Source organism: Xanthomonas sp. WHRI 7945 (assembly GCF_035026585.1).
Genome location: NZ_JAYIQP010000007.1, coordinates 1 through 23,095 on the forward strand (window position 1 = coordinate 1; position 23,095 = coordinate 23,095).

The 23,095-nt window shown below is 70.6% G+C and carries 22 protein-coding genes; 7 read left to right on the forward strand and 15 right to left on the reverse strand.

What is annotated here, in order from left to right; translation table 11 throughout:
* Positions 1-83: 83 nt before the first annotated feature.
* Genes VDQ83_RS07455 through VDQ83_RS07465 form a run of 3 tightly spaced genes read right to left on the reverse strand, consistent with a single transcriptional unit; the run spans position 84 to position 5,238 of the window.
* Positions 84-2,642, reverse strand: a complete 2,559-nt coding sequence (locus VDQ83_RS07455) for an ATP-binding protein (protein ID WP_455434419.1) — start codon at positions 2,640-2,642, stop codon at positions 84-86.
* A gap of 2 nt (positions 2,643-2,644) precedes the next feature.
* Positions 2,645-4,564: an EAL domain-containing protein gene (locus VDQ83_RS07460; RefSeq protein ID WP_455434420.1), complete on the reverse strand. Its 1,920-nt coding sequence runs from the start codon at positions 4,562-4,564 to the stop codon at positions 2,645-2,647.
* 41 nt (positions 4,565-4,605) lie between these two features.
* Entirely contained in the window at positions 4,606-5,238 is a 633-nt protein-coding gene (locus VDQ83_RS07465) for a DUF4126 domain-containing protein (protein ID WP_455434421.1), read from the reverse strand.
* 193 nt (positions 5,239-5,431) lie between these two features.
* Between VDQ83_RS07465 and VDQ83_RS07470 the strand changes: the two genes are divergently transcribed.
* The 5 genes from VDQ83_RS07470 (at position 5,432) to VDQ83_RS07490 (ending at position 8,995) form a co-directional block, all read left to right on the forward strand.
* On the forward strand, positions 5,432-6,166 hold the full coding sequence (locus VDQ83_RS07470) for a DUF6776 family protein (RefSeq protein WP_455434422.1): 735 nt from the start codon (positions 5,432-5,434) through the stop codon (positions 6,164-6,166).
* A gap of 7 nt (positions 6,167-6,173) precedes the next feature.
* Positions 6,174-6,626: a bactofilin family protein gene (locus VDQ83_RS07475; protein ID WP_263396914.1), complete on the forward strand. Its 453-nt coding sequence runs from the start codon at positions 6,174-6,176 to the stop codon at positions 6,624-6,626.
* Between the two features lie 31 nt (positions 6,627-6,657).
* A complete protein-coding gene (gene erpA, locus VDQ83_RS07480) occupies positions 6,658-7,044 on the forward strand; it encodes an iron-sulfur cluster insertion protein ErpA (RefSeq protein ID WP_053836095.1) in 387 nt (128 codons plus the stop codon).
* Positions 7,045-7,091: 47 nt separating this feature from the next.
* Positions 7,092-8,030, forward strand: a complete 939-nt coding sequence (gene nudC / locus VDQ83_RS07485; protein WP_455434423.1) for an NAD(+) diphosphatase — start codon at positions 7,092-7,094, stop codon at positions 8,028-8,030.
* Between the two features lie 68 nt (positions 8,031-8,098).
* A complete protein-coding gene (locus tag VDQ83_RS07490) occupies positions 8,099-8,995 on the forward strand; it encodes a hypothetical protein (protein WP_309918535.1) in 897 nt (298 codons plus the stop codon).
* Here the strand turns inward: VDQ83_RS07490 and VDQ83_RS07495 are convergent.
* The 7 genes from VDQ83_RS07495 to VDQ83_RS07525 all read right to left on the reverse strand — a co-directional run bounded on the left by VDQ83_RS07495 (position 8,992) and on the right by VDQ83_RS07525 (position 14,233).
* A complete protein-coding gene (locus VDQ83_RS07495; RefSeq protein WP_309918537.1) occupies positions 8,992-9,399 on the reverse strand; it encodes a DUF2752 domain-containing protein in 408 nt (135 codons plus the stop codon). The genes VDQ83_RS07490 and VDQ83_RS07495 overlap by 4 nt on opposite strands.
* A gap of 5 nt (positions 9,400-9,404) precedes the next feature.
* Positions 9,405-9,746, reverse strand: coding sequence for a CD225/dispanin family protein (locus VDQ83_RS07500; protein ID WP_263396918.1), 342 nt, complete (start codon positions 9,744-9,746; stop codon positions 9,405-9,407).
* Positions 9,747-9,839: 93 nt separating this feature from the next.
* Entirely contained in the window at positions 9,840-10,262 is a 423-nt protein-coding gene (locus VDQ83_RS07505; protein ID WP_309918540.1) for a DUF2752 domain-containing protein, read from the reverse strand.
* A gap of 67 nt (positions 10,263-10,329) precedes the next feature.
* On the reverse strand, positions 10,330-10,611 hold the full coding sequence (locus VDQ83_RS07510) for a CD225/dispanin family protein (RefSeq protein ID WP_455434424.1): 282 nt from the start codon (positions 10,609-10,611) through the stop codon (positions 10,330-10,332).
* 56 nt (positions 10,612-10,667) lie between these two features.
* Complete coding sequence (locus tag VDQ83_RS07515; RefSeq protein WP_455434548.1) at positions 10,668-10,955, reverse strand: CD225/dispanin family protein; 288 nt, start codon at positions 10,953-10,955, stop codon at positions 10,668-10,670.
* A 104-nt stretch (positions 10,956-11,059) separates the two neighbouring features.
* Positions 11,060-12,982: an MFS transporter gene (locus tag VDQ83_RS07520; protein ID WP_455434425.1), complete on the reverse strand. Its 1,923-nt coding sequence runs from the start codon at positions 12,980-12,982 to the stop codon at positions 11,060-11,062.
* A gap of 360 nt (positions 12,983-13,342) precedes the next feature.
* Positions 13,343-14,233: a LysR substrate-binding domain-containing protein gene (locus VDQ83_RS07525; RefSeq protein ID WP_455434426.1), complete on the reverse strand. Its 891-nt coding sequence runs from the start codon at positions 14,231-14,233 to the stop codon at positions 13,343-13,345.
* A gap of 106 nt (positions 14,234-14,339) precedes the next feature.
* On the opposite strand from VDQ83_RS07525, the gene VDQ83_RS07530 reads away from it, so the two are divergent.
* Entirely contained in the window at positions 14,340-15,551 is a 1,212-nt protein-coding gene (locus VDQ83_RS07530; RefSeq protein ID WP_263396924.1) for an MFS transporter, read from the forward strand.
* On the opposite strand, the gene yccS is transcribed toward VDQ83_RS07530, so the two are convergent.
* The 5 genes from yccS to purH form a co-directional block, all read right to left on the reverse strand.
* The gene (gene yccS / locus VDQ83_RS07535) at positions 15,496-17,754 is read right to left on the reverse strand and encodes a YccS family putative transporter (RefSeq protein WP_455434427.1); all 2,259 of its coding nucleotides are present in this window, start codon (positions 17,752-17,754) and stop codon (positions 15,496-15,498) included. The genes VDQ83_RS07530 and yccS overlap by 56 nt on opposite strands.
* Before the next feature lie 22 nt (positions 17,755-17,776).
* On the reverse strand, positions 17,777-18,451 hold the full coding sequence (locus tag VDQ83_RS07540) for a uracil-DNA glycosylase family protein (RefSeq protein WP_455434428.1): 675 nt from the start codon (positions 18,449-18,451) through the stop codon (positions 17,777-17,779).
* 124 nt (positions 18,452-18,575) lie between these two features.
* A complete protein-coding gene (gene purD / locus VDQ83_RS07545; protein WP_455434429.1) occupies positions 18,576-19,865 on the reverse strand; it encodes a phosphoribosylamine--glycine ligase in 1,290 nt (429 codons plus the stop codon).
* A 27-nt stretch (positions 19,866-19,892) separates the two neighbouring features.
* Positions 19,893-20,750, reverse strand: a complete 858-nt coding sequence (locus VDQ83_RS07550; RefSeq protein ID WP_455434430.1) for a hypothetical protein — start codon at positions 20,748-20,750, stop codon at positions 19,893-19,895.
* A gap of 21 nt (positions 20,751-20,771) precedes the next feature.
* On the reverse strand, positions 20,772-22,358 hold the full coding sequence (purH, locus tag VDQ83_RS07555; RefSeq protein ID WP_455434431.1) for a bifunctional phosphoribosylaminoimidazolecarboxamide formyltransferase/IMP cyclohydrolase: 1,587 nt from the start codon (positions 22,356-22,358) through the stop codon (positions 20,772-20,774).
* Between the two features lie 78 nt (positions 22,359-22,436).
* Between purH and VDQ83_RS07560 the strand changes: the two genes are divergently transcribed.
* Positions 22,437-23,051, forward strand: a complete 615-nt coding sequence (locus tag VDQ83_RS07560; protein ID WP_455434432.1) for a CDP-alcohol phosphatidyltransferase family protein — start codon at positions 22,437-22,439, stop codon at positions 23,049-23,051.
* The last annotated feature ends 44 nt before the right edge of the window (positions 23,052-23,095 follow it).

Here is a 23,095-nt window from a genome sequence, read left to right on the forward strand (position 1 = left end):
GACTTCAGTCGCGACGGGCTTTACCGGGAAGGCCCGTCGCGACTGAAGTCGCTCCCACAGGTATTCCCACAGGTCTAAGCGAGCTAGGGCGCGGGGCTTTCGGCCGCGTCGCGCAAGGTGTTGCGGTAGCCGTTCAAGGCCAGCCGCGCGCGTGCGAATTCGGCGATGACCAGCGCCACCGCGACCGCGGGGCGCTCCAACTGGTGGGCACGCACGCCGGCCTCGATGCGCAAGGCCGCGGCCGACAGCGCCAGTGCGCCGACGTTGGCCGCCGAGGACTTCAGCGTATGCGCCGCGTCGCGCAGCGGCTCCAGTTGCGGGATCACGGCGGCCTGCTCCAGGCGCTGGATCAGCTGCGGCGCATCGCCCAGGAACAGTTCCACGATCTGCGCGGTGGTCGCGCTGCCGGCAAGCTCGCGCAATTCGTCGAGCACGGCGATGTCCAGCACCGGCAGCGGTGTCGGCGGCAGCGGTGCCAGATCGGCGGTGCTGATGCTGGTACTGGTGGCGCCGTCGCTATTGTTGTCGCTGCTGCTATTGCTATTGCTGGAAGCGGACGCTGCGATTGCCGCTGTCTGCGTCTGCGTCTGCGTCTGCGTCTGCGTCTGCGTCTGCGCGGATTGCGCTGTCTGCGCACTCGCCGTCTCCGCATCCGCCGGCAGCGCGGCACTCTCCGGCGCGGTCTGCGCCGGCGCGGCATTGGCGGCGCGGTGCGGCAGCCAGCGCTGCAGGCATTGCGCCAGCAGCTCGCGGCCGACCGGCTTGGACAGGTAGTCGTCCATGCCGGCCTCCAGGCAGCGCTGGCGGTCGCCGGCCATCGCATTGGCGGTCATCGCCACGATCGGCAGCCGCGTCCGTCCTGCCGCCGCTTCGGACTGGCGCCATTGGCGGGTGGCGGCGTAGCCGTCCAGCACCGGCATCTGGCAGTCCATCAACACCAGGTCGTAGGCCTGCGTGGCCAGTTGCGCCAGCGCGGCGGCGCCGTCGGCGACGCTGTCGCTGCGGTAGCCGAGCACGTCGAGCAGTTTCTGCGCGACCAGCAGGTTGACCGGGTTGTCCTCGACCAGCAGCAGCCGGTAGTCGGCGGCCGGCGAGGCCGGCCCGATCGCGTCGGCCGGGCCCGCGGCGGTGGCGGATGCCGATGCCGATGCCGCCGCGGCATCGCGCTGCGGATCGGAAGCGGGTTCTTCGGGCAAGGCCGGCGCGGCCGCGGAGGCGAGGGCCGCCGCCGGCGCCAGCGCGAGCATGCCGCGCAGGTCCAGGTCCGCCGCCTGCCGCGACAGCAGCGCGCCGTGGGCGCGGATTTCCTCGGGGATCTCGGTGTCGCCGTACAGCCAGATCAGGCGCATCGCGTGCGGCGCCGGCAACCGCGTCACCGCGCGCTGCAGCGCCCGCGCGCTCTGGCGCAGCCCGTCGAGGTCGCCGATCACCAGGTCGTAGGGCGGGGCGGCGGCGTTGCCGGCGCGCAGCCGCTCCAGCGCTTCCTGGGTCGAGTCGACCTTGCTCAGCTGCACGCCCCAGTTCGGCAACAGCGTTTTCAGCCGCTGGTACAGGCGCTGGTCGGCGCCGACCAGCAGCGCGTGCAGCCGCGGCAGGCTGCCTTGGGCCTGCGGCAGGTCGCCGATCACCTTCAGCAGCGGGATCTCGAACCAGAACGTGGCGCCCTGGTCGCTGCCCGATTCCACGCCGATGCGCCCGCCCATCAGGTCGACGATGCGTTTGCAGATCGCCAGGCCGAGCCCGGTGCCGCCGTACAGGCGGGTGGTGGACGCATCGGCCTGGGTGAAGGAGCGGAACAGCCGCTCCTGCTGCTCGGGGCTGATGCCGATGCCGGTATCGCGCACCTCGAAGCGCAGCAGGTGTTGCGCCGGGGTCTCGCCGAGGCGGCGCACGCGCAGCTCCACGCTGCCGCGCGCGGTGAACTTGATCGCGTTGCCGATCAGGTTGCTCAGCACCTGCCGCAGCCGCAGCGGATCGCCGCGGACCGGCAGGCGCACCGCCGGATCCAGCTGCAGCGCCACGCGCAGGCCCTTGGCCTCGGCCGCGCGCTGCATCAGCTGCAGCATGCCGTCGAGCAGTTCGCGCAGGTTGAAGCTGGTGATCTCCAGCTCCAGCCGGTTCGCTTCCAGCTTGGAGTAGTCGAGGATGTCGTCGACGATGCGCAGCAGCTGCAGCGAGGAGTCGTTGGCGGCGCGCAGCATCTCGCGCTGCTCGGTGCCGAGCTGGCCGCGCGCGATCAGTTCCAGCATCGGAATGATGCCGTTGAGCGGGGTGCGGATCTCGTGGCTCATCGTGGCCAGGAATTCGCCCTTGGCCATCACCGCGGCCTCGGCGGCCTGCTTGGCCTGCACCAGTTCGCGTTCCAGCCGCTCGCGCAGGTGCACGTCGCGCTGCAGCGCGTCGCGTTCGGACTCGGCCAGCGCCGCGCGTGCCGACGCCGCATCCAGTGCGCGCGCCTGTTGCCGTGCGCGCCAGGCGGCGAGCGCGGCCAGCAGCGCGGCGGCGCCGATGCAGGCCGGCGCCAGCAGGTGCCACGGCGGCGGCGGCGCCAGTGCCGGCAGCGCCAGCGGCGCGGCGGCGAGCGCGAGCGCCGCGCTCGACGCGGCCAGCCACGGCAGGGGCCGGCGCCGGCGTGCGGGCATCGCTACAGCACCGCGTTCTGGAAATCGAAGTTCAGTTCGTCGCCGACCGACTGCACCAGGTTGCCCTGGATGAAATCGACCCCGCCCATCCACATCGCCGCGGCGGCCTGCGCTTCCTCGATCTGCTGGCCGATGATCATCAGCCCGGCGCGGTGCGCCAGGTCGATCGTGGCGCGCAACTGGTCGCGCAGTCCGGCATCGGCATGCGCGTTGGCGAAACGCGCCGACAGGCGCAGGTAGCCCAGCGGCAGCTGGCCGAGCAGCGCCTCGTTTTCGGCGCCGGGCTCGAACTGGCTGAGGCAGAACTGCACGCCCAGCGGCATCAGCCGGGCGCAGAACTGCTGCAGCGTCACCGTATGGATCAGTGCGTCGTCCAGGCGCAGGTCGATCACCAGCGAGGTGCCGGTGACGCCACGGCGGCCGATCGCCTCGACCAGCCAGTCGGCGAAGGCGCCGCGCGCCAGCGTGCGCGAGGACTGCGACACGAACAGGCGTAGCGGCGGCGTGGCGTGCTGGTACAGGTGCAGCAGGCCGAGCGCGTGGTCCAGCACCTGCTGGTCGAGGTCGGCGATGCGCCCGCCGGCCTCGGCCGCGGGCAGCACCTGCCCGGCCGACAGCAGGGTGCCGTCGCGCTGGCGCAGGCGCAGCAGCACCTGGTATTGCGCGGTGTCGCCGCCGGCGACGGCGACGATCGGCTGGTAGGCCGGTTCCAGCTGGCCTTCGAACATCGCGATGCGACCCAGGTCCTCTTCCTCGCGCGGCGGCGCGTACGCGGCCACGCCCTGCGGATGCAGGCGCGCCTGCAGCGCGGTGCGCTCGACCGCTTCCAGCGCGCTGCCGGCGTCTTCGAACCCTTGCGCCAGGTCGGCGTAGCCGATCGCGCAGCGCAGGTGCACCGCTTCGTCCTCGCGCAGCGGGAAGGCATGGTTGGCCAGGGCTTCGCGCAGGGCCTGCGCGCGCTGCCGCAGCGCGTCCAGATCGTCGCCCTGGGCCAGCAGCAGGAAGCTGTTGTCGTTGAGCCGGGCCAGCGGCTGCGGCGCGGTGACGCTGGCCAGGCGGCGCCCGGCCTGGGTCATCAGGCGTTCGAACGCGGCATAGCCGTAGCGCTCGCGCAGGCCCAGCGCGCTGGCGATCTCGATGAAGAACAGGCCGCCGCCGCGGGTGCGCAGCGACTCGCCGAGCAGCTGCAGCACGTGGCTGCGGGTCGGTAGGCCGGTCTCGGGATTGTTCAGCGGCACGCCGTCGCTGGCGCTCTGCTGCGCCTGCTGGCGCGCGCGGCGGATGCGGTTGGAGACGGCGGCGATCAGGTGCCGCGGCCGGATCGGCTTGGTCAGGAAATCGTCGGCGCCGCTGTCGAGCACTTCGTACTGCAGTTCCGGATCCGGATCGCCGGTCAGGAACACGATCGGCAGCAACTGGTGCTGCGGTTGCTGGCGGATCAGCGCGGTCAGGCGCATGCCGTCCAGGCCGGGCATGTGCAGGTCCATCAGGATCAGGTCGGGCCGGTACTCGGCGATCGCCTGCTGCACGCCTTCGGCCTGCATCTCCACCTGCGCCTGCATGCCGGCGCCGTGCAGCACGCTCTGCGCGAACAGGGCCTGCGAGCGGTCGTCCTCGACGATCAGGATCCGGTACGGCGCGTCCAGTGGCTGCGGCGGCGTGGTGGCGGCGTTCGGCGTCTCCGTCGCGCCTGGCGGACTCGGCGCCACGTCGGCGGCGGCCTGGTGGTCGGTGGCGGGTGCGGCCGGCGCTGCAGCGTCCTGCGCGTTCGGCACCGCAGCGGGCGCCGTCACTTCTTGCGCCTCGGGCACGGCATCGGCGGCCCAGCGGCGCCAGTAGTGCGGCGGCGGGGTTTCGGCACGGACGTTGCGCGAACGCGGGTCGTCGCGGCTGGGAAGCGGTGCGGTGTCTCTGGCGGCCATCGCGTCTTTATCCTGGTGCACGCGCAATTATGCGATGAAGTTCACGAAGACAGGGAGCCGTCCCGGTTCGGCCTGGCCACGGCGGCGTCCGCAGGCACCGCCAGCAGGCGGCGCACGCCGCGCCACAGGGTGCGCCACACCCACCACACCAGCAGCGCTCCCAGCACGCTGGCGCCCAGCACCACGATCAACGCCAGCCACGGATGCGCCAGGGCCAGCGCCAGCGTGGCGATCACCACCGAATCCTCGGTCAGCGAGGCGATCCAGTTGCTGGCCGGTTCCGGCGAGGTGTTCAGCAATGCGCGCGAGCCGGATTTCAGCACATGGCTGGTGAGCGCGATGCCGGCGCCGGTGGCCAGCGCGCCGGCGCCGAACTGGCCATCCGGCGACAGCGTGGCCGCGGCCAGGAACGCGCCGGCGGGGATCCGGGTCAGGGTCTGCAGCAGGTCCCACACCGAGTCCACGCCGGGGATCTTGTCGGCGAAGAACTCGGCCAGGGCCAGCGCGCCGGAGGTGCCGAGCACCCACCACGACTCGGTCGCCTGCAGCGCCTGCGGCAGGTCCAGCCAGCCGAGCAGACCGGCCATGCCGACCCCGAACACGGTCAGGTAGACGCGGATGCCGGCCAGCCAGGCCAGCAGGATGCCGATTACGAAGAGGTGGGCGTCGGTCATGGCGAGGCGCTCCTGGGTGCGCGCGTGTGGCGGCCACTATCGGCCAAGCGTGCGGCGAAGGCCAGCATGCGGCGCGCCGCTGCGCTGGCGGCGATTGGTCCGGCGCCGGTCGGGAGCCTGGCTTACACTAGCTGGCCGGCCGAACCCCCGCGAGGATCGACGCCGCTGCCGCCTCGGTGGCGCGGCTTTGACGATGAACCGACCCGTCCCCCGTTTCCAGATCGTGCCCAACGGCGCCGCGCCAGTGCGCGGGCGCGGCCTGTGGCTGCTGATCGCCGTCGCCTGGCTGCTGTCGCTGGCCGGGACCTGGCTGCTGGCCAGCCGCCAGGCCGCGCCGGAACTGGGCGATGTGCGCACCCAGTTGCGCGAGGCCGAACGCAAGCTGCAGGCCCAGCAGCGGCAGATCGAGACCCTCAACCAGCGCCAGGCCACGCTGGCGCGCTCGGACCAGATCAGCCGCGCCGCCAACAACGCGGTGCAGAGCTCGCTGGCCGAGCGCGACGAGGAGATCGCCGGGCTGCGCGCCGACGTGGCCTTCTACGAGCGCCTGGTCGGCGCGACCAGCCAGCGCAAGGGCCTGACCGTGCATTCGGCGGAGTTCTCGGCCGAGGCCGGCGGCACCTGGCACTACAACGTGGTGCTGACCCAGAACCTCAACCGCGGCGCGATCAGCCAGGGGCAGATGCGCCTGGCGGTGGAAGGCGTGCGCGGCGGCAAGCTGACCAGCGTGGGCTGGGACGAGCTGCACCAGAAGAGCGACGTGCCCGGCCAGGACTATTCGTTCCGTTATTTCCAGCAGTTGGACGGCAGCGTGATCCTGCCCAAGGATTTCACCCCGCAACGGGTGCGAGTATCGCTGTCCGGCGGAGGGGCGCCGGTCACCCAGAGTTTCGATTGGACACTGGCCGGCAACGGCAAAGGGGAATAGGCAGCTTATGTTCGGAAGCAAGAACGGTCGCAGCAGCGGCCAGACCGTGGTCGATACCTTGATCGGCGCGCAGGTGGTGATCCGGGGCGATCTGGTGTTCAGCGGCGGCCTGTACGTGGAAGGGCGCATCCTCGGCAAGGTACTGGCCGAGGACGGTGCGCCGGCGACGCTGACCCTGTCCGAGCACGGCAGCATCGAGGGCGAGGTACGTGCGCCGATCGTGATCATCAACGGCCAGCTGATCGGCGATGTGCATGCCGCCGAGCGCGTGGAACTGGCGCCGAAGGCGCGGGTGCAGGGCAACGTGCACTACCAGGTGGTGGAGATGAACGCCGGCGCGCAGTTGACCGGGCGGCTGATCCACGCCGGCAGCATGGCCGCGCTGGCCCCGCCGGAACACCTGCACGAGGAGCCGCAGGCCGAGCCGGCGCAGCGCGTGCTGACCAAGGCCGAGGCTTGATTCGGCCAGCGGCCGCCCCCATCCTGCTGCCATGAGCACTCTCGTTTCCCTGCCCAGTGCCGCGCCCGCGCCCGACTACCAGTCGCTGGAGCGGCCGCTGAACTTCACCCAGGCCGCCGCGGCCAAGGTGCGCGAGCTGATCCGCGAGGAAGGCAACGACGCGCTGGCGTTGCGCGTGTACATCCAGGGCGGTGGCTGTTCCGGTTTCCAGTACGGCTTCGAGTTCGACGAGAACCGCGCCGAGGACGACCTGTCGGTGCGGACCGACGAGGTCACCCTGCTGGTCGATCCGCTGAGCCTGCAGTACCTGATGGGCGCGGAAGTGGATTACAGCGAAGGCCTGCACGGCGCGCAGTTCGTGATCCGCAACCCCAACGCCAAGACCACCTGCGGCTGCGGCAGCAGCTTCAGCGTGTAACACGCTGCGGCTTGCCGGATGCGTGGTTTGCCTGCACCCTGCGCCGCATGTCCGAACTGACCTCCGCTTCCTTCGTTTTCGCCGACGCGGCCGTCGACCGCGCCGATGCGCTGCGCAACGATCCCGAGGCGCTGCGCCGCGCTTGGCCCACCGCGCGCCTGCTGCTGCTCGATGCCGACGGCAACGCCTACGCCGACGCGCAGGGGCAGCCGCTGACGCTGACCGGCGCATCGCTGGGCGACGCGGTCGCGCAGGCGATCTTCCTCGGCCTGCGCGACGGCACGGCCTGGTTCGCGCTGGCCGCGGCCGCGCTCGATGCCCAGCTCGACCCGCCGCAGCGCATCGACCTGCGCCGCGCCGCGGCCGAGTGGCCGGCCGCCGCGTCGGGCCTGTTCGCCTATGCGCGCGGCATGCTCCACTGGCAGTCGCGCACCCGCTTCTGCGGGGTCTGCGGCGGCGCCATCGCGTTCGGCCGCGGCGGCTTCCTCGGCACCTGCACGCAGTGCGCCAGCGAACACTATCCGCGCGTGGATCCGGCGGTGATCGTCGCGGTCAGCGACGGCCGCCGGCTGCTGCTGGGTCGCCAGGCGAGCTGGCCGGCGCGGCGCTATTCGGTGATCGCCGGGTTCGTCGAACCCGGCGAGTCGCTGGAACAGACCGTGGCGCGCGAAGTGGCCGAGGAAACCCAGGTGCGGGTCCGGCCCGGCAGTTGCCGCTACTACGGCGCGCAGCCATGGCCGTTCCCCGGTGCGTTGATGCTCGGGTTCCGCGCGCTGGCCGAACCCGATGCGCCGCAGGTGGATGGCGAACTGGAAGACGCGCGCTGGGTCGAGCGCGACGAGATCGGTGCCGCCCTGCAGCGTGCGGCTACGCTCGGCGACAGCGACAGCGCCGACGACGGACACGGCCTGCGCCTGCCGCCGCGGATCTCCATCGCGCACGCGCTGGTCGTGGACTGGTACCGCCGCGACGGCGACCACGCCTAGCCGTTGCGCCGGTCCGGCGCGGCGGTTGCCACTGCGCACACGCTTCAGAACGGTCCCGGAGGACCTGCATGTTCACTACCCTCGTCGCTGTGATCGTTGCGCTGGTGCTGGGCCATGTCGCGCCCGGCATGGTCGCCTCGTTGCGGCGCTTCGATGCCTACGGCGACTGGCTGTCGTGGCTGGATGCGCACACCGGCGAGGGCAGCGCCTGGCGCGGCCGCTACGGCATCGCGCTGGCGCTGCTGCCGGCCGTGCTGCTGGTGGGCCTGCTGCAGTGGTTGGTCAGTGCGCCGCACCTGGGCCTGCTGGCCTTGCTGTTCGGGGTGCTGGTGCTGGCCTTCAGCTGGGGGCCGCGCGACCTGGATACCGACGTGGAAGCGGTGATCGAGGCCGACGACGTCGCCGCGCGACGCGTCGCGGTGGCGCAGCTGCAGGCCGACGGCGGGCCGCTGCGCGAGGATCCGGCCGGGCTGGTCGAGGCGGTGGCGGTCAGCGCGCTGCGGCGCTGGTTCGCGGTGCTGTTCTGGTTCCTGCTGCTGGGGCCGGTCGGCGCGCTCGGCTATCGCCTGCTGGCGCTGGCCGCTGCCGGGCCGTACGCGCCGCGGCTGCCGCTGACCACCGCACTCGGCGCGCGCACCGCGCTGGCGGCGATGGAATGGCCGGTGGCGCAGCTGATGACCTTTTCGCTGGCGCTGGTCGGCAACTTCGAGACCGTGTTCGGCGCCTGGCGCGCGGCCGGCGGCAACCGTTGGCAACTGGACAGCGGCTTCCTGGGTCCGGTGGCCTGCGCCAGCGTGCGCGGTGAGCTGGACGAGGAGGCGCACGACTACAGCGATGCCGGCATGGCGGTGCCGGCGCTGCGGCGCCTGCCGGAACTGCGCGATGCGATGAGCCAGATCTGGCGGGTGCTGCTGTTGTGGCTGGTGCTGCTGGCGTTGCTGGTGATCGCCGGCTGGGTCAGTTAGCCCGGCGCGAGCAGGGTGAACGGGAACCACGGCAGGTTGCGCGCGATCCAGTAGCCGGGCAGCGCCAGCAGCCAGAAGTTCGGCCGCGATACCACGGCGACCACCGGCGCGAACCACGCCGCACGCCAGCCGGCCTTCCATGCGATCAGTCCCGGCAGCACGGCCAGGCCCAGCATCGCCCCGGGATTCATCGCGAAGGCGCCGAGCGGATCCAGATGCACCAATGCGTGCAAGGCGCGGGTCATGCCGCAGCCGGGGCAGTAGTAACCGGTGAGCGCATGGAACAGGCACGGCGCGAACGGATTGTCCGCGGCGTTGGGATCGAACCGGTACAGCATGGTGGCGCCGGCCGCCGCGATGGCGGCGCCGGCGCCGAGGCACGCCCGTTGTTGCCAGGCGCGCATGCCGGTCAGCTCATCTGCTGCATCTGGTTCACGTAGTCCATGTAGCCCTGCATGCCGCCGGTGGCGACCATGCCGACGTTGATCAGCAGGCCGATGATGGCCAGCGCGGTGGTCACCCAGCACCAGGTCTTGGCGTTGTTGGAGGCGCGCCGCGCGCCGTCCAAGTCGCCCTGGTTGAGCAGCCCGTTGACCTTGCTGGAGAACACGATCGCGACGATGCCCGGAATGATCGACGGGCAGCACAGGCAGAAGCCGAGCACCGTGGCGATGATCGCCCAGGCCAGGTGATTGGGGATCGCGCCGGGCGCGGGGGCGGGCGGGGGCGTGACGGGGCTGACGGTGCTCATGTGGATCTCCTTGAGTGGCTATGCGCTGGGCATGGGGGGGAGTCTAGACGAGGTGGCCGCCCGGCCTCCATCTTTTGGCCCGCGCCATTGCGCTCAGTGCGGCGCCAGCAGCGCGAACGGAAACCACGGCAGGTTGCGCAGCACGGCGTAGCCGAGCAGCAGCCACAGCCACAGGCGCGGATCGGCGAGGATCTTCAGCAGCGGCGCCAGCGGGCGCATGCGCAGCCCGGCGGCGTTGAGCGCCATGATCGCCAGCAGCGGCAGGGCCACCACCAGCAGCGGGTTGCTCGCCAGCGCGTGGGCCAGATCCAGGTGCACCAGCGCGTGCAGGCAGCGGGTGCTGCCGCAGCCGGGGCAGTACAGCCCGGTGAGGGTATAGAACGGACAGGCCGGCAACGGATTGCCCGGCGTATTGGGATCGACCCGGCGCAGCACCAGCGTCGCCACCGCAGCGGCAGCGCTCAGCGCGGCCAGCGGCAGCCAGCGGGGCAGGGGACGACCGCGCAGAAGCAGCATGTTCGGAAAGAAACGCAGGCGATCGGCAAGGGCCGCCGCTGCGCGCGGCAGCGGCAGCCCGGCGCGATCAGTACGACGCGGACTGCTGCATCATGCCCAGGCCGCCCAGGGCGAAGATGAAGATCAGGTACAGCACGACCAGCACGACCCAGGCGATGACCGAGTAGATCGCCCACTTCTTGGCCTTCTCCGACGAGTCGCGGGCGCCATTGATGTCGCCGGCGGCGAGCTTGGTGTTGACCTGCGAGGCGAACACGATCGAGACGATGCCCAGCGGCAGGCAGCAGAACAGCGTGCTCAGGATCGCCCAAACGAGATTGTTGGACACTTGCGGTGCGGTGGTATTCATCCGTGTTACTCCGGTTGCGTGGTGGAACGAGGGAAAAAACGAAAAGGCGGGGAGGTTCAGTGTCCGAGCAGGCTGCCGAAGATCGCCAGTCCGCCGAACAGCAGGAACCACAGCGCGAGCAGGATCGGCGCGGCGAGCGCGGACCACATCGCCCACAGGCCGGCCTTGCGCGACGCCTCGCGGGCGCCGGCGACATCGCCGGCGGCGCGTTTGCCGTCCACCTGCGAGGCGTAGACGATCGACACCACGCCCAGCGGCAGACAGCAGAACAGCGTGGACAGAATCGCCCACACCAGATTGTTGGGGACGTAGATGCCCGCGCCGTTGGGCGGTGGTGGTGGCAAAACCTGACTCACTCTCGACCCCTGAAATGGACGCCGCTGCAGCATGCAGGCGTCTCCCCGGCGCCTAATCTACCTGAAGCGGCGTTTCCAGGCACCCCAAAGGTTCAGGCGGCATCCCCGCGCAGCTGCCGCACCTGCGCTTCCAGCAGCTCGGCGCTGGCCTCGGCGGCCGCCACCGGCGGCCCGGCGATCACCTCCACGTGCGCGCGGAAGCGGCGCGGCACGCGCATGCGCCGCAGCCGCGAATCGCGCTTGCTCCACATGCTGGTCCACATGTTGCGCAAGGCCATCGGCAGCACCGGCACCGCGCGGCGCTCGACGATCTTCTCCATGCCCGACTTGAACTTGGCGATTTCCCCGTCCTTGGTCAGCGCGCCCTCGGGGAAGATGCACACCAGTTCGCCGTCGGCCAGCGCCGCATCGATCTCGTCGAACGCGCGCTGCATCAGCGCCGGGTCCTCGCGCGCGCCGGCGATCGGGATCGCCTTGGCGGTGCGGAAGATCCAGCGCATCACCGGGATGTTGAAGATGCGGTAGTACATGACGAAGCGCACCGGCCGCGGGATCGACGCGGCCAGCACCAGCGCGTCCATGTAGCTGACGTGGTTGCACACGATCAGCGCCGCGCCCTCGTCGGGGATGTGCCGCTCGATGCCGTGCAGGCGCAGCCGGTACAGCGCGCGCACCATCACCCAGCTGAGAAAGCGCATCAGGAATTCGGGGACGATGCTGAAGATCCAGATCGCCACCACCGCATTGGCGATGGCCAGCGCCAGGAACACCTGCGGGATGCTCAGCCCCGGCATCGGCACGCGCACGCCGAACAGGGTCAGCTGCTGCATCTGCAGCGCGATGCCGACCACCGCGGCGATGACGATGAACATCGAGTTCTGGATGTTGAGCCCAGCGATGACGCGCGACAGTTCCGCCTTGGGCGTGCGGCTCTGGATCAGCGCGAACAGCGGCACCACGAACAGGCCGGTGCACAGGCCGATGCCGACCAGGTCGAGCATGATCCGCCAGCTGCCGGCCTGGCGCACGAACTGGCCGATGTCCAGCCCGGCCTGCAGCGCGCCGCCGGGGCGGGCGAAATACAGGTCGAGCATGAACGCGCTGATGCCGAACGCGCCCAGCGGCACCAGGCCGATCTCGACGGTGCGCCCGGACAGCTTTTCGCACAGCAGCGAGCCGGTGCCGGTGCCGATGGAGAACAGCGCCAGGGCGAAGATGTACAGGTCTTGCGCGCCGCCGAGGTTGAGTTCGGCGTAGGTCGGCAGCTGCGCGGTCAGCACCGTGCCGATGAACCAGAACCAGGACACGCCGAGCACCGCGTTGCGCACCGCCAGCTGGCGCCGGGTCAGGCGCATGATCGCCAGCGACTCGGGCACCGGGTTCCAGTTGATCTTCAGCTCCGGCGCGCCGGCATCGACCTTGGGGATCAGCCGCGCGACCAGGTTGCCGGCGACCGCCAGGGCGATCACCGCGGTGGCCGCGGCGACCGGGCCGTGGCTGCCGGCGATCTGGAAGATCAGCCCGCCCAGGATCATGCCGCACAGGATCGAGATCGAGGTGCCCATCTCGACCAGGCCGTTGCCGCCGGTCAGTTCCTCCGGCTTGAGCACCGACGGCAGGATCGAGTACTTCACCGGGCCGAACAGCGTGGACTGCAGGCCGGTGCAGAACAGCGCGACCAGCAGCACGGCCATGTTCTCGGTCAGGAACCCGACCGCGGCCAGCGACATGATTGCGATCTCCATCGTGGTGGTGATGACCACCAGCCGCGATTTCTCCAGCTTCTCGGCGATCTGCCCGGCCAATGCGGAGAACAGGAAGTACGGCAGGATGAACAGCGCCGGCGCCAGGTTGGTGTACAGCGTGCGCTGCTCGGGGGTGACGCCCAGATAGAACAGCAGGCCGATGATCGCCTGCCGGTACACGTTGTCGTTGAACGCGCCCAGGCCCTGGACCACGAAGAACGGCAGGAAGCGGCGCTGTTTCAGCAGGGCGAACTGGCTATGGCCGGACATGCAGGCTCCTTTGCGAACGCGCGCAGCCTAGCAGGTTCGTTGCGCGGCGGAGGCGGGTGGCGCGGGGCAGGCGTGCTGTGATGCGGCCGGTGCCTGCGGTGCCGTCTGTGGGGACACGCGTGTTGCGGTTTGGAGGGGTGCCAAGGTGTCTTGCTCCGTTCGTCGCGACTGAAGTCGCTCCTACAGGGAGCGCGTGTTTGCGAACGCGCAGAGGCGGGGCTGCGGCCGTGCAAGGCGGCCGGTGCCTGCGGTGCCGTCTGTGGGGACACGCGTGTTGCGGTTTGGAGGGGGCGCCATGGTGTCTTGCTTCCGTTCGTCGCGGCTGAAGCCGCTCCTACAGGGGGGGGCGGTGCGAGCCGGTTAGCTGGCTTCGCTGGCGTCCGCCTGCCCCTGCCGCAGCAGCGCGATCAGCGCGCGCGCGGCCGGGGTCGGGTCCGCGCGCCAGGTGGCGTAGGTCAGGAAGCGGAAGCGCTCGCGCAGCGCGATCACCGCCACGCCGTGCATCGCCTCGGCCATGGTCTGCGGCACGATCGCCAGGCCCAGGTCCTCGACCACCAACTGGCGCTGCAGGTCGGCATGGGTGACTTCGTACTGCAGGCGCTGGCGCAGGCCGGCCTCGGCGAAGGCGCGGTCGATGATGCCGCGCACGCCGGCGCCGGCGATCAGCCCGGCCATCGGCGCGTCCTCCAGTTCGTGCAGCGCCACCTCGGTGCGCGCGGCGAAGCGGTTGCCGGGCGCGGCGATCAGCGCCAGCGGTTCCTCGTGCAGCAGCAGGCGCTGCTCGGGCAGGACAATGTGCGGGCCGACCCCGACCAGGGCCACGTCCAGCCGGCCTTCGCCCAGTTCGAGCAGCAGCGCATCGCTCATGCCGGTGCGCAGGTGCACGTCGACCGCGCTATGCGCGTCGCGGAAGCGGCGCAGCAGCGCCGGTACCTGCACCGTGGTCAGCGAGGAGATCTGGCCGATGTGCAGGCGCCCGCGCACCGTGCCCAGGGTCTGCGCCATCTCCTCGTGCAGGCGCTCGGCCGCGCGCAGGGTCTCGCGGGCGTTGTGCAGGAACACCTCGCCGGCGGCGGTGGTGCGCACCTGCCGCGCGCCGCGCTCGAACAGCCGCGCGCCCAGCGCCTCCTCGATGTTGGCGATCTGGTGGCTCAGCGCCGACTGCACGGTGTGGCAGCGGCGTGCGGCAGCGGTGAAGCTGCCTTCCTCGGCGACGGCAACGGCGAATTCGAGCTGGCGCAGGGTCAGCATGGCATCTAAAAAAAAGATGGGTGGAGTGAAAACAATACATTGGAAAGATCGGTCGTGCCGGCCCAGACTGGCGCCATTCCTTCCGCTCCCCCTTGGATTCCCGCTCATGGACACCTCCCCGCACGCCCCGATGCACCGTGGCCTGGTGCTGCTGATGGCCGCCGCCACCGGCCTGGCGGTGGCCAGCAACTACTACGCGCAGCCGCTGCTGGAGGTGCTGGCGCAGACCTTCTCGATCGACGTGCGCAGCGCCGGCGCGGTGGTCACCACCGCGCAGCTGGCCTACGCCGCTGGCCTGCTGTTGCTGGTGCCGCTGGGCGACCGCTTCGAGCGCCGCAGCCTGATCGTGGGGCTGTACGCGCTCAGCGCGGTGGGCCTGCTGATCAGCGCCGCCTCGAGCAGCTTCGCGCTGCTGCTGGTTGGCACCCTGGTCACCGGGTTGAGCTCGGTGGCCGCGCAGATCCTGGTGCCGTTCGCCGCCACCCTGGCCGCGCCGCACGAGCGCGGGCGGGTGGTCGGTACGGTGATGAGCGGGCTGCTGCTCGGCATCCTGCTGGCGCGCACCGTCTCCGGGCTGCTGGCCGGCGCCGGCGGCTGGCATACCGTGTACTGGGTGGCCGCGGCGCTGATCCTGCTGGTGGCGGCGCTGCTGTGGCGCGCGCTGCCGCGGCATCCGGGCAACCCGCGGTTGTCCTATCCGCACCTGATCGGCTCGGTGCTGGCACTGCTGCGCGACGAACCGGTGCTGCGTTCGCGGGCGATCCTGGGCGGGCTGCTCTTCGCCGGGTTCAGCATGTTCTGGACCACGCTGGCGTTCCTGCTGTCCGGCCCCGACTACGGCTACGGCACCGCCACGATCGGCCTGTTCGGCCTGATCGGCGCCGCCGGCGCGTTCGCCGCCAACCTGTCGGGCAAGCTCGCCGACCGCGGCGCCGGGCACTGGGTGGGCTGGGGCGGGCTGGCCATGCTGCTGCTGTCGTGGCTGCTGCTGGCCGCCGCGCCGCACTCGCTGTGGCTGCTGATCGCCGGGGTGCTGTTGCTGGACGTGGCGGTGCAGGGCGTGCACATCGGCAACCAGCACGTGATCTACCAGCTGGATCCGAAGGCGCGCAACCGCATCACCTCGGCCTACGTCACCTGCTACTTCATCGGCGGCGCGATCGGCTCCAGCCTCGGCACCGCGGCCTACGCCTACGCCGGCTGGCGCGGGGTGGTGGTCGGCGGCGTGGCGCTGGCGGTGGCGGCGCTGCTGTGGATGGGCATCAGTGTGCGGCCGGCACCGCAGAAGGCGGCGTTGGCGCCGACGCCGGAGCGGTGACCGCATGCGCGGCGGCGCGCAGCTTGGGCAGCAGGCGCAGGGTCAGCGCCAGCTGGTTGCGCACCAGCCGCCGCTTGGCTTCGTCGATCCCGTCCTCGTGTTCCAGCGCATCGGCCATCGCCACCTCGGCCGATTCGTCGGCCGGCGGCAGCGCCTGGCGCTGCGCCAGCGCGTCGGCGATCGCGCCCAGGGTGTCCTGCAGGTAACCGCCGGCGCGGTCGATGGCCGGGTCGGCTTCGCCGGCCAGCGCGGCGCGGTGCGCGCCCAGTGCCGACAGGTAGCCGAGCAAGGTGTTAGACAGCGCCAGGAAGCGGAAGCCGGCATCCAGATTGCGGCGGTAGCGGCCGGGTTCGCGCAGCATGTTGGACAGCGCCACCGACAGCGCGGCGTCGGCGTTGTGCATGTCGCGGCGGGCGATGCGGTAGGGCAGGTCGTCGCGCATGCCGCTGCGGTATTGCTCGAGCACCTGCGCCAGGTAGCGCGCGCAGCTGGCCAGCACGGTCGCCATCACCTGGTTGAGGCGGCGGCCCTGCCAGTCGGGCAGGATCAGGAACGAGGCCGCCGCGGCGATCGCGCAGCCGATCAGGGTGTCGAGCAGGCGCGGCCAGATCAGTACGAAGCCGTCGCCGAGCAGGTTGAAGCAGAACAGCGCCATCACCGTGATCGCCGCGGTGGCCAGCATGTAGCGGTCGGTGCGGGTGACGAAGAACAGCAGTGCGCCGGCCAGGGCGAACAGCAGCTGCAGCTCGGTGCCGGGAAACAGCTGCATCAGCGCCCAGGTCGCGCCCAGGCCGATCAGGGTGCCGGCGATGCGCTGCGCCAGGCGCAGCCTGGTCGCGCCGTAGTTGGGCCGGCACACGAAGGCGGTGGTGAGCAGGATCCAGTAGCCGTTGCTGGCGTGCATGGCCTGCATGATGGCGTAGCCGACCACCAGCGCGATCGCCATGCGCAGCCCGTGCCGGAACAGCACCGAGCCGGGGGTCAACTGCTGGCCGATGCGCACCAGCATTTCGCGCAGCGTGTGCGGCGAGGAGTCGCGCAGGCGCGTGTCGAGGGTGTCGCTGGTGGTGTCGGACTGCGCGGATTCGGACAGCCGCCGCTCGATGCTCTGCAGGTTGGTCACCAGCAGTTCCAGCGAGCCGAGCAGCCGCGTCTGGCGCGGATCGGCGCGGGCGTGCAGGAAGTCCAGCGACTGGCGCAGGTCGGTGGTGGCCAGCTGGGTCTGCTCGCCGTACTCGAACGGCTGGCGCAGCCGGATCGCCTCGCCCAGCGCGGCGCAGGCCTTGCCCTGCAGGGCAAGCAGGCGCTGGCAGCGGTACAGCACGTCGCTGTGGAAGAACGCGTCGGTCAGCGCTTCGTAGGGATAGTGCGAGGAGCTGGCGCGTTCGTGGAAATCCTGCGCCATGTAGTACAGCCGGAAGTACAGGCCGGACTGCACGCCGGGCCGGCCGGAGCGGCCGAAGCGGCTCATGATCGCGGTCTTGGCCGCGTTCAGGGCCGCCACCACCTGCGCGTTCTGCTCGGCCAGCGCCAGCCGCCGCGCGTGCAGGTCGCTCTGCCGCACCGGTTCGAACAATGCGGCCTTGAGCCGCAGGTAGCGGCCGAGTTCGAAGAACAGCCGCGACAGCCGCTCGCGCACCGGGCGGTTGGCGAACAGCACGGTCCACAGGATCGACAGCAGCCCGTACCAGGCGGCGCCGAGCATCAACAGGCCGATGCCGTGCCAGGCGCTGCCGCCGACGTGGCCGGCGCGGCCGCCGTGGTCGATGCCGATCATCGCGTAGATCGCCAGCGCGACCGTGGCCTGGGCGATGGAGGCGTAGCGCTCGCCGAGCGCGCCGAGCAGGGTCAGGGCGAAGGTGGACAGCGCCATGCCGGCGACGAACGCCAGCGGATACGGGAACAGCAGCACCACCGCGGCCGCGGCCGCGGCGAAGCACAGCAGCGACAGCAGCACCGACTTGATCCGGCCCAGCCAGTTGTCGTCGGTCTCGGCGATGGCGCTGGCGATGGCGCCGAGGAAGATCGCCGGCAGCGCCGTCAGTTGCTGCTGCTGCCAGCACACCCCCATCGCCACGCCCAGGGCGATGAACACGCGCAGGCCGTAGCTGGCCTTTTCGTGGGCCCACAGGCGGCTGAGGCGCGATTCGATCGAGGATTTCGGCACGGCGACACGATAACGCAACGCTGGCGCCCGGCGCATCGCGTCGCGCAGTCCCGTCCTCTCAGATCCGCAGTTGCCGCAGGCGCGCCTCAAGCAGTTCCGGAAAGCGCTTGAACCAGGTCTGGTTGAGTGGCGAGGGATGCGGCAGCGGGTGCAGGGCGAAGCGCCGCGACGTGCCGCGCTCGGTCTGCAGGTCGACCTCCAGGCTCATGTTGAAGCGGGCATCGTCGGCCCAGAATGCGTCCAGCTGCGCGCGCACCTCCTTGGGCTGGTCGATGCCGAACCACAGGAAGGCTTCGCGGCCGAGGGTGACGATGTCGCGGCCGCGCCACTGCTCGATCAGCAGGCGCCGCATCAGCGGATGGAAGCGTCGCTTCACCTGCATCGACCAGGCCTTGTTGCCGAGCGGTTTGTACGGCACGGTGTTGATCCAGAAGAAGTCGCGGCCGATTTTCAGCGAGGCCGCGAAATCCGGCATCGGCTGGCCGTCGTGCAGATGCCGGTACAGCGCCTTGCGCACGAGCTGCCCGCCGCTGCCGACGAAGGGTTCGCCGTGTTCGACCTCGCTGCGGCCCGGGTCGCGGCCGAAGAAGCACAGCCGCGCGTTGCGGCGGCCCAGGCCGATGATCGGCTCGAGCGGATCCTTGTCATAGTCTGCGTAGACCTTGGTATCGATGCCGTCGGTCTGCGCCGCCAACTCGCGGAATTGGGCGTGGAGGTCGGGATCCAGTGCCATGGAATGTCCTCGAATACCGATGGTGCAACCTGTAGGAGCGGCTTCAGCCGCGACAGATCCTATGGATCCCTGCGTATAGGGTCTGTCGCGGCTGAAGCCGCTCCTACAGAGGGCTACGTGCGGCCTATGCGCCGCGTTCGCGCGCGATCGCGCGCCAGCCGATGTCGCTGCGATGGAATTCGCTGGGCCACCGGATCTGCGCCACGCCGGCATACGCATTGCGCTGCGCGTCGGACACGCTGTCGCCCAGCGCGGCCACGCACAGCACACGGCCGCCGGCGCTGAGCACGCGGCCCTGCGCATCCAGTGCGGTGCCGGCATGGAACACCTTGGCGCTGGCTGGCACCTGCTCCAGGCCGGAAATCGCCTCGCCGGTGATCGGCGATTCCGGATACGGCGCCGCCGCCAGCACCACGCCCAGCGACGGACGCGGATCCCACTGCGCTTCGGTCGCATGCAGTTGTCCGTCGATCGCCGCCTCGACCAGCTCCACCAGGTCCGACTGCAGGCGCAGCATCACCGGCTGCGTCTCCGGGTCGCCGAAGCGCACGTTGAACTCGATCACCTTGGGTGCGCCGCTGGCATCGATCATCAGCCCGGCATACAGGAAGCCGGTGAACGGCACGCCGTCGGCGATCATGCCCTGCACGGTCGGTTCCACCACCTCGCGCATCACCCGCGCGTGCACCTCGGGCGTGACCACCGGCGCCGGCGAATACGCGCCCATGCCGCCGGTGTTGGGGCCGGTGTCGCCGTCGCCGACGCGCTTGTGGTCCTGACTGGTGGCCATCGGCAGCGCGGTGGCGCCATCGACCATGGAGATGAAGCTGGCTTCCTCGCCGTCGAGGAATTCCTCGATCACCACGCGCGCGCCGGCGTCGCCGAACGCATTGCCCGACAGCATGTCGCGCACCGCCGCTTCGGCCTCGTCCAGGGTCATCGCCACGATCACGCCCTTGCCCGCGGCCAGGCCGTCGGCCTTGACCACGATCGGCGCGCCCTTGGCGCGCACGTAGGCCAGCGCCGCGTCCACCTCGGTATGCACTTCGTAGAACGCGGTCGGGATGCCGTGGCGGGCGAGGAATTCCTTGGCGAACGCCTTGCTGCCTTCCAACTGCGCGGCCTTGGCCGTGGGCCCGAAGATGCGCAGTCCGGCGGCGCGGAAGCGGTCGACCACGCCCAGCACCAGCGGCACTTCCGGGCCGACCACGGTCAGCGCCACCGCTTCGTCCTGCGCCAGTTTGAGCAGGCCGTCCAGGTCGTCGACCTTGATCGCCACGTTGCGGCACTTGGGTTCAGTGGCGGTGCCGGCATTGCCCGGGGCAACCAGCACGTCGCTGACGCGCGGGGACTGGGCCAGCTTCCAGGACAGGGCGTGTTCGCGGCCGCCGGAACCGATGACGAGGATTTTCAAGGCGTGTCTCGTGATGTCGAAGGAGGGCTATTCGCAGGCTTCGCGCTGCATCGAATCGGGGAACGGATAGGCCCAGCGGGCCGCGTCGAACGCGAACACCTGGGTGGTGCCGAGCTTCTTGCCGCAGGACATGCCGGTTTCCTCGATGGTCACCGGCCACACCCGCGCGGCCGGATCGCTGTCGTCCACGGCGAGCTTGAAATCCACGTCGAACAGCTCCGCCTGGCACTGCGCGGCGGTCTGCTGCGGATCGCGGCCTTCGTCGCTGCAGTCCAGCGCGCCCTGGTTGTCGATGTGCTGGCGCACCGAGCCGGCGTTGACCAGGCCCTTGGGGCCGGGCAGCACCAGGTCCTGCGATTCCAGCACCAGGCCTTGCCCGATCCAGCTGCTGTAGACCACGAAGCCGTAGAAATCGCTGCCCAGCCGCAGGATGTCCACCGCGCCCGGATCGCCGTCGCTGCCGAAGCCGTCGGCCAGCTTCTCGGCGACCACCGCCAGGCCCTGGCCGTCGTCGCGCAGGATCAGGAAGTCGATCAGCCCGGGATTGGCATGGCCGCCGTCGTCGAGCCGATGGCACACCGCCAGCAATTGCTGGATCTGGCTGCCGACCACCACCGGCTGCTCGGCGCAGACCTCGCTCTGCACAGCCTGGCCATCGGCCTGGCCGGACCAGCTTTCCGACAGGCGCGCCTGCTTGCCGTAGCGCGTCTGCAGGAAGGCCTGCAGGCGCTCGGTGCGCGGCACGTGCGCGGCCTGCGCCGGCGCCGCGGTCGCTGCCGGTGCGGCCGGCGCTGCGGCTGGAGCGGGTGCGGCGGTCGGCTTGCACGCGACCATGCCGAGCGCGAGCAGCAGCGGCAGGCCGTGGCGCAATGGAGTGCGTTTCATCGTTTTCGATTCCTTGGCCGCTCAGTGGCGGAAATGCCGCACGCCGGTGAACACCATGGCGATGCCGTGTTCGTCGGCGGCGGCGATCACCTCGCCGTCGCGCAGCGAGCCGCCCGGCTGGATCACCGCCTTGATGCCGGCGGCCGCGGCCGCGTCGATGCCGTCGCGGAACGGGAAGAACGCATCGGAGGCCATCACCGAGCCTTCCACCACCAGGTCCGCGTCGGCGGCCTTGATCCCGGCGATGCGCGCCGAATACACCCGGCTCATCTGCCCGGCGCCGACGCCGATGGTGCGGTGGTCCTTGGCGTAGACGATCGCGTTGGACTTGACGTACTTGGCCACCTTCCACGCGAACAGCAGGTCGGCGAACTGCGCCTCGGTCGGCGCCAGGCGGGTCACCACCTTGAGTTCGTCGCGGGTCACCACGCGGTCGTCGGCGGTCTGCATCAACAGGCCCGAGCCGATGCGCTTGGTATCGATGAAGCCCCGGCTGGCCGGCGCCAGCGCAATGCGCAGCACGCGCACGTTGGCCTTCTTCTTCGCGTATTCGAGCGCGCCGTCCTCGTAGTCCGGCGCGATCAGCACTTCGACGAACTGGCGGTCGAGGATGACCTTGGCGGTAGCCGCGTCCAGCGTGCGGTTGAAGGCGAGGATGCCGCCGAAGGCGCTGGTCGGATCGGTCGCGTAGGCCAGTTCGTAGGCGTCGCCGCAGCCGGCGCCCACCGCCACGCCGCAGGGGTTGGCGTGCTTGACGATGACGCAGGCCGGCGCGTCGAACTGGCGCACGCATTCCCAGGCCGCATCGCTGTCGGCGATGTTGTTGTAGCTCAGTTCCTTGCCCTGCAGCTGCTCGAACGTCGCCAGCGAACCCGGGGCCGGGCACAGGTCGCGGTAGAACGCGGCCTGCTGGTGCGGGTTCTCGCCGTAGCGCAGGTCCATGACCTTGATGAAGCTGCCGTTGGCCTGCGCCGGGAACGCGGCGCGCACCGGCACCTCGCTCGCAGGGTCGGTCACCGTGGACAGGTAATTGCTGATCGCCGCGTCGTACTGCGCCACGCGGTTGAACGCGGCCACCGACAGCGCGAAGCGCTTGGCCGCCGACAGCTGGCCGTCGTGCGCCTCCAGTTCGGCCAGCAGGTCGGCGTACTGCGCCGGATCGGTGGCCACCGCCACGCGCGCGAAGTTCTTGGCCGCCGAGCGCAGCATCGCCGGGCCGCCGATGTCGATGTTCTCCACCGCCTCGGCGAGCGTGCAGTCGGCCTTGGCGGTGACCGCCTCGAACGGATACAGGTTCAGCACCAGCAGGTCGATCGGCGCGATGCCGTGTTCGGCCATCACCGCATCGTCGGTGCCGGCGCGACCGAGCAGCCCGCCGTGCACCAGCGGGTGCAGGGTCTTGACCCGCCCGTCCATCATTTCCGGGAAGCCGGTCAGTTCGGAGACGTCCTTGACCGGCAGCCCCGCGTCGCGGATCGCCTTGGCGGTGCCGCCGGTGGACAGCAGCTCCACGTTGCGCGCGGCCAGCGCGCGGGCCAGGTCGAGCAGGCCGGTCTTGTCGGAAACGGACAGCAATGCCCGGCGCACGGGCAGGAAATCGGAGGACATGGGGGCAGGGCACACATCGGAGCGGGGAGTGGATATTGTAGGCTGCGCCGCCCCGGCATGGACCCTCAGGACCCCGCAATGGTTTCGATCTACGCATTGAAAGGACGCTTCCAGGACCTGCTGCGACCCGGGGTGCGCGGCCTGTACCGGCTCGGCGTGACCGCCAACCAGGTCACCGTGGGCGCGGCCGCGGTGTCGTTGCTGGTCGCCGCCTGGGTGTTCTGGCGCGCGCCGGCGCAGCCGCTGTGGTACGCGCTGCTGCCGGCGTGGATGCTGCTGCGCATGGCCTTGAACGCGGTCGACGGCATGCTGGCGCGCGAGTTCGGGCAGCAGTCCAAGCTGGGCGCCTACCTCAACGAATTGAGCGACGTGATCGCCGACGCGGCGTTGTACCTGAGCCTGGCCAGCGTGCCCGGCGCGAGCGCCGGCTGGCTGTGGGCGCTGGCGCTGGCGGCGGCATTGACCGAGTATGCCGGGGTGTTGGGGCTGATGGTCGGCGCCGGACGGCGCTACGACGGACCGATGGGCAAGAGCGATCGCGCCTTTGCGATCGGCCTGCTGGGGCTGCTGCTGGCCGCTGGCTGGGTGGGGGCGAAGACGGTGGACGGGTTCGCGATCGTGCTGGCGCTGCTGTGCGCGGCGACGGTGCTGCGGCGCGTGGCCGCCGGCCTGCGCGAGGCGGCCTCGCGCTGAACCGCGGCACGCGGACCACAGCCACGACACGGATGCGATAGCGA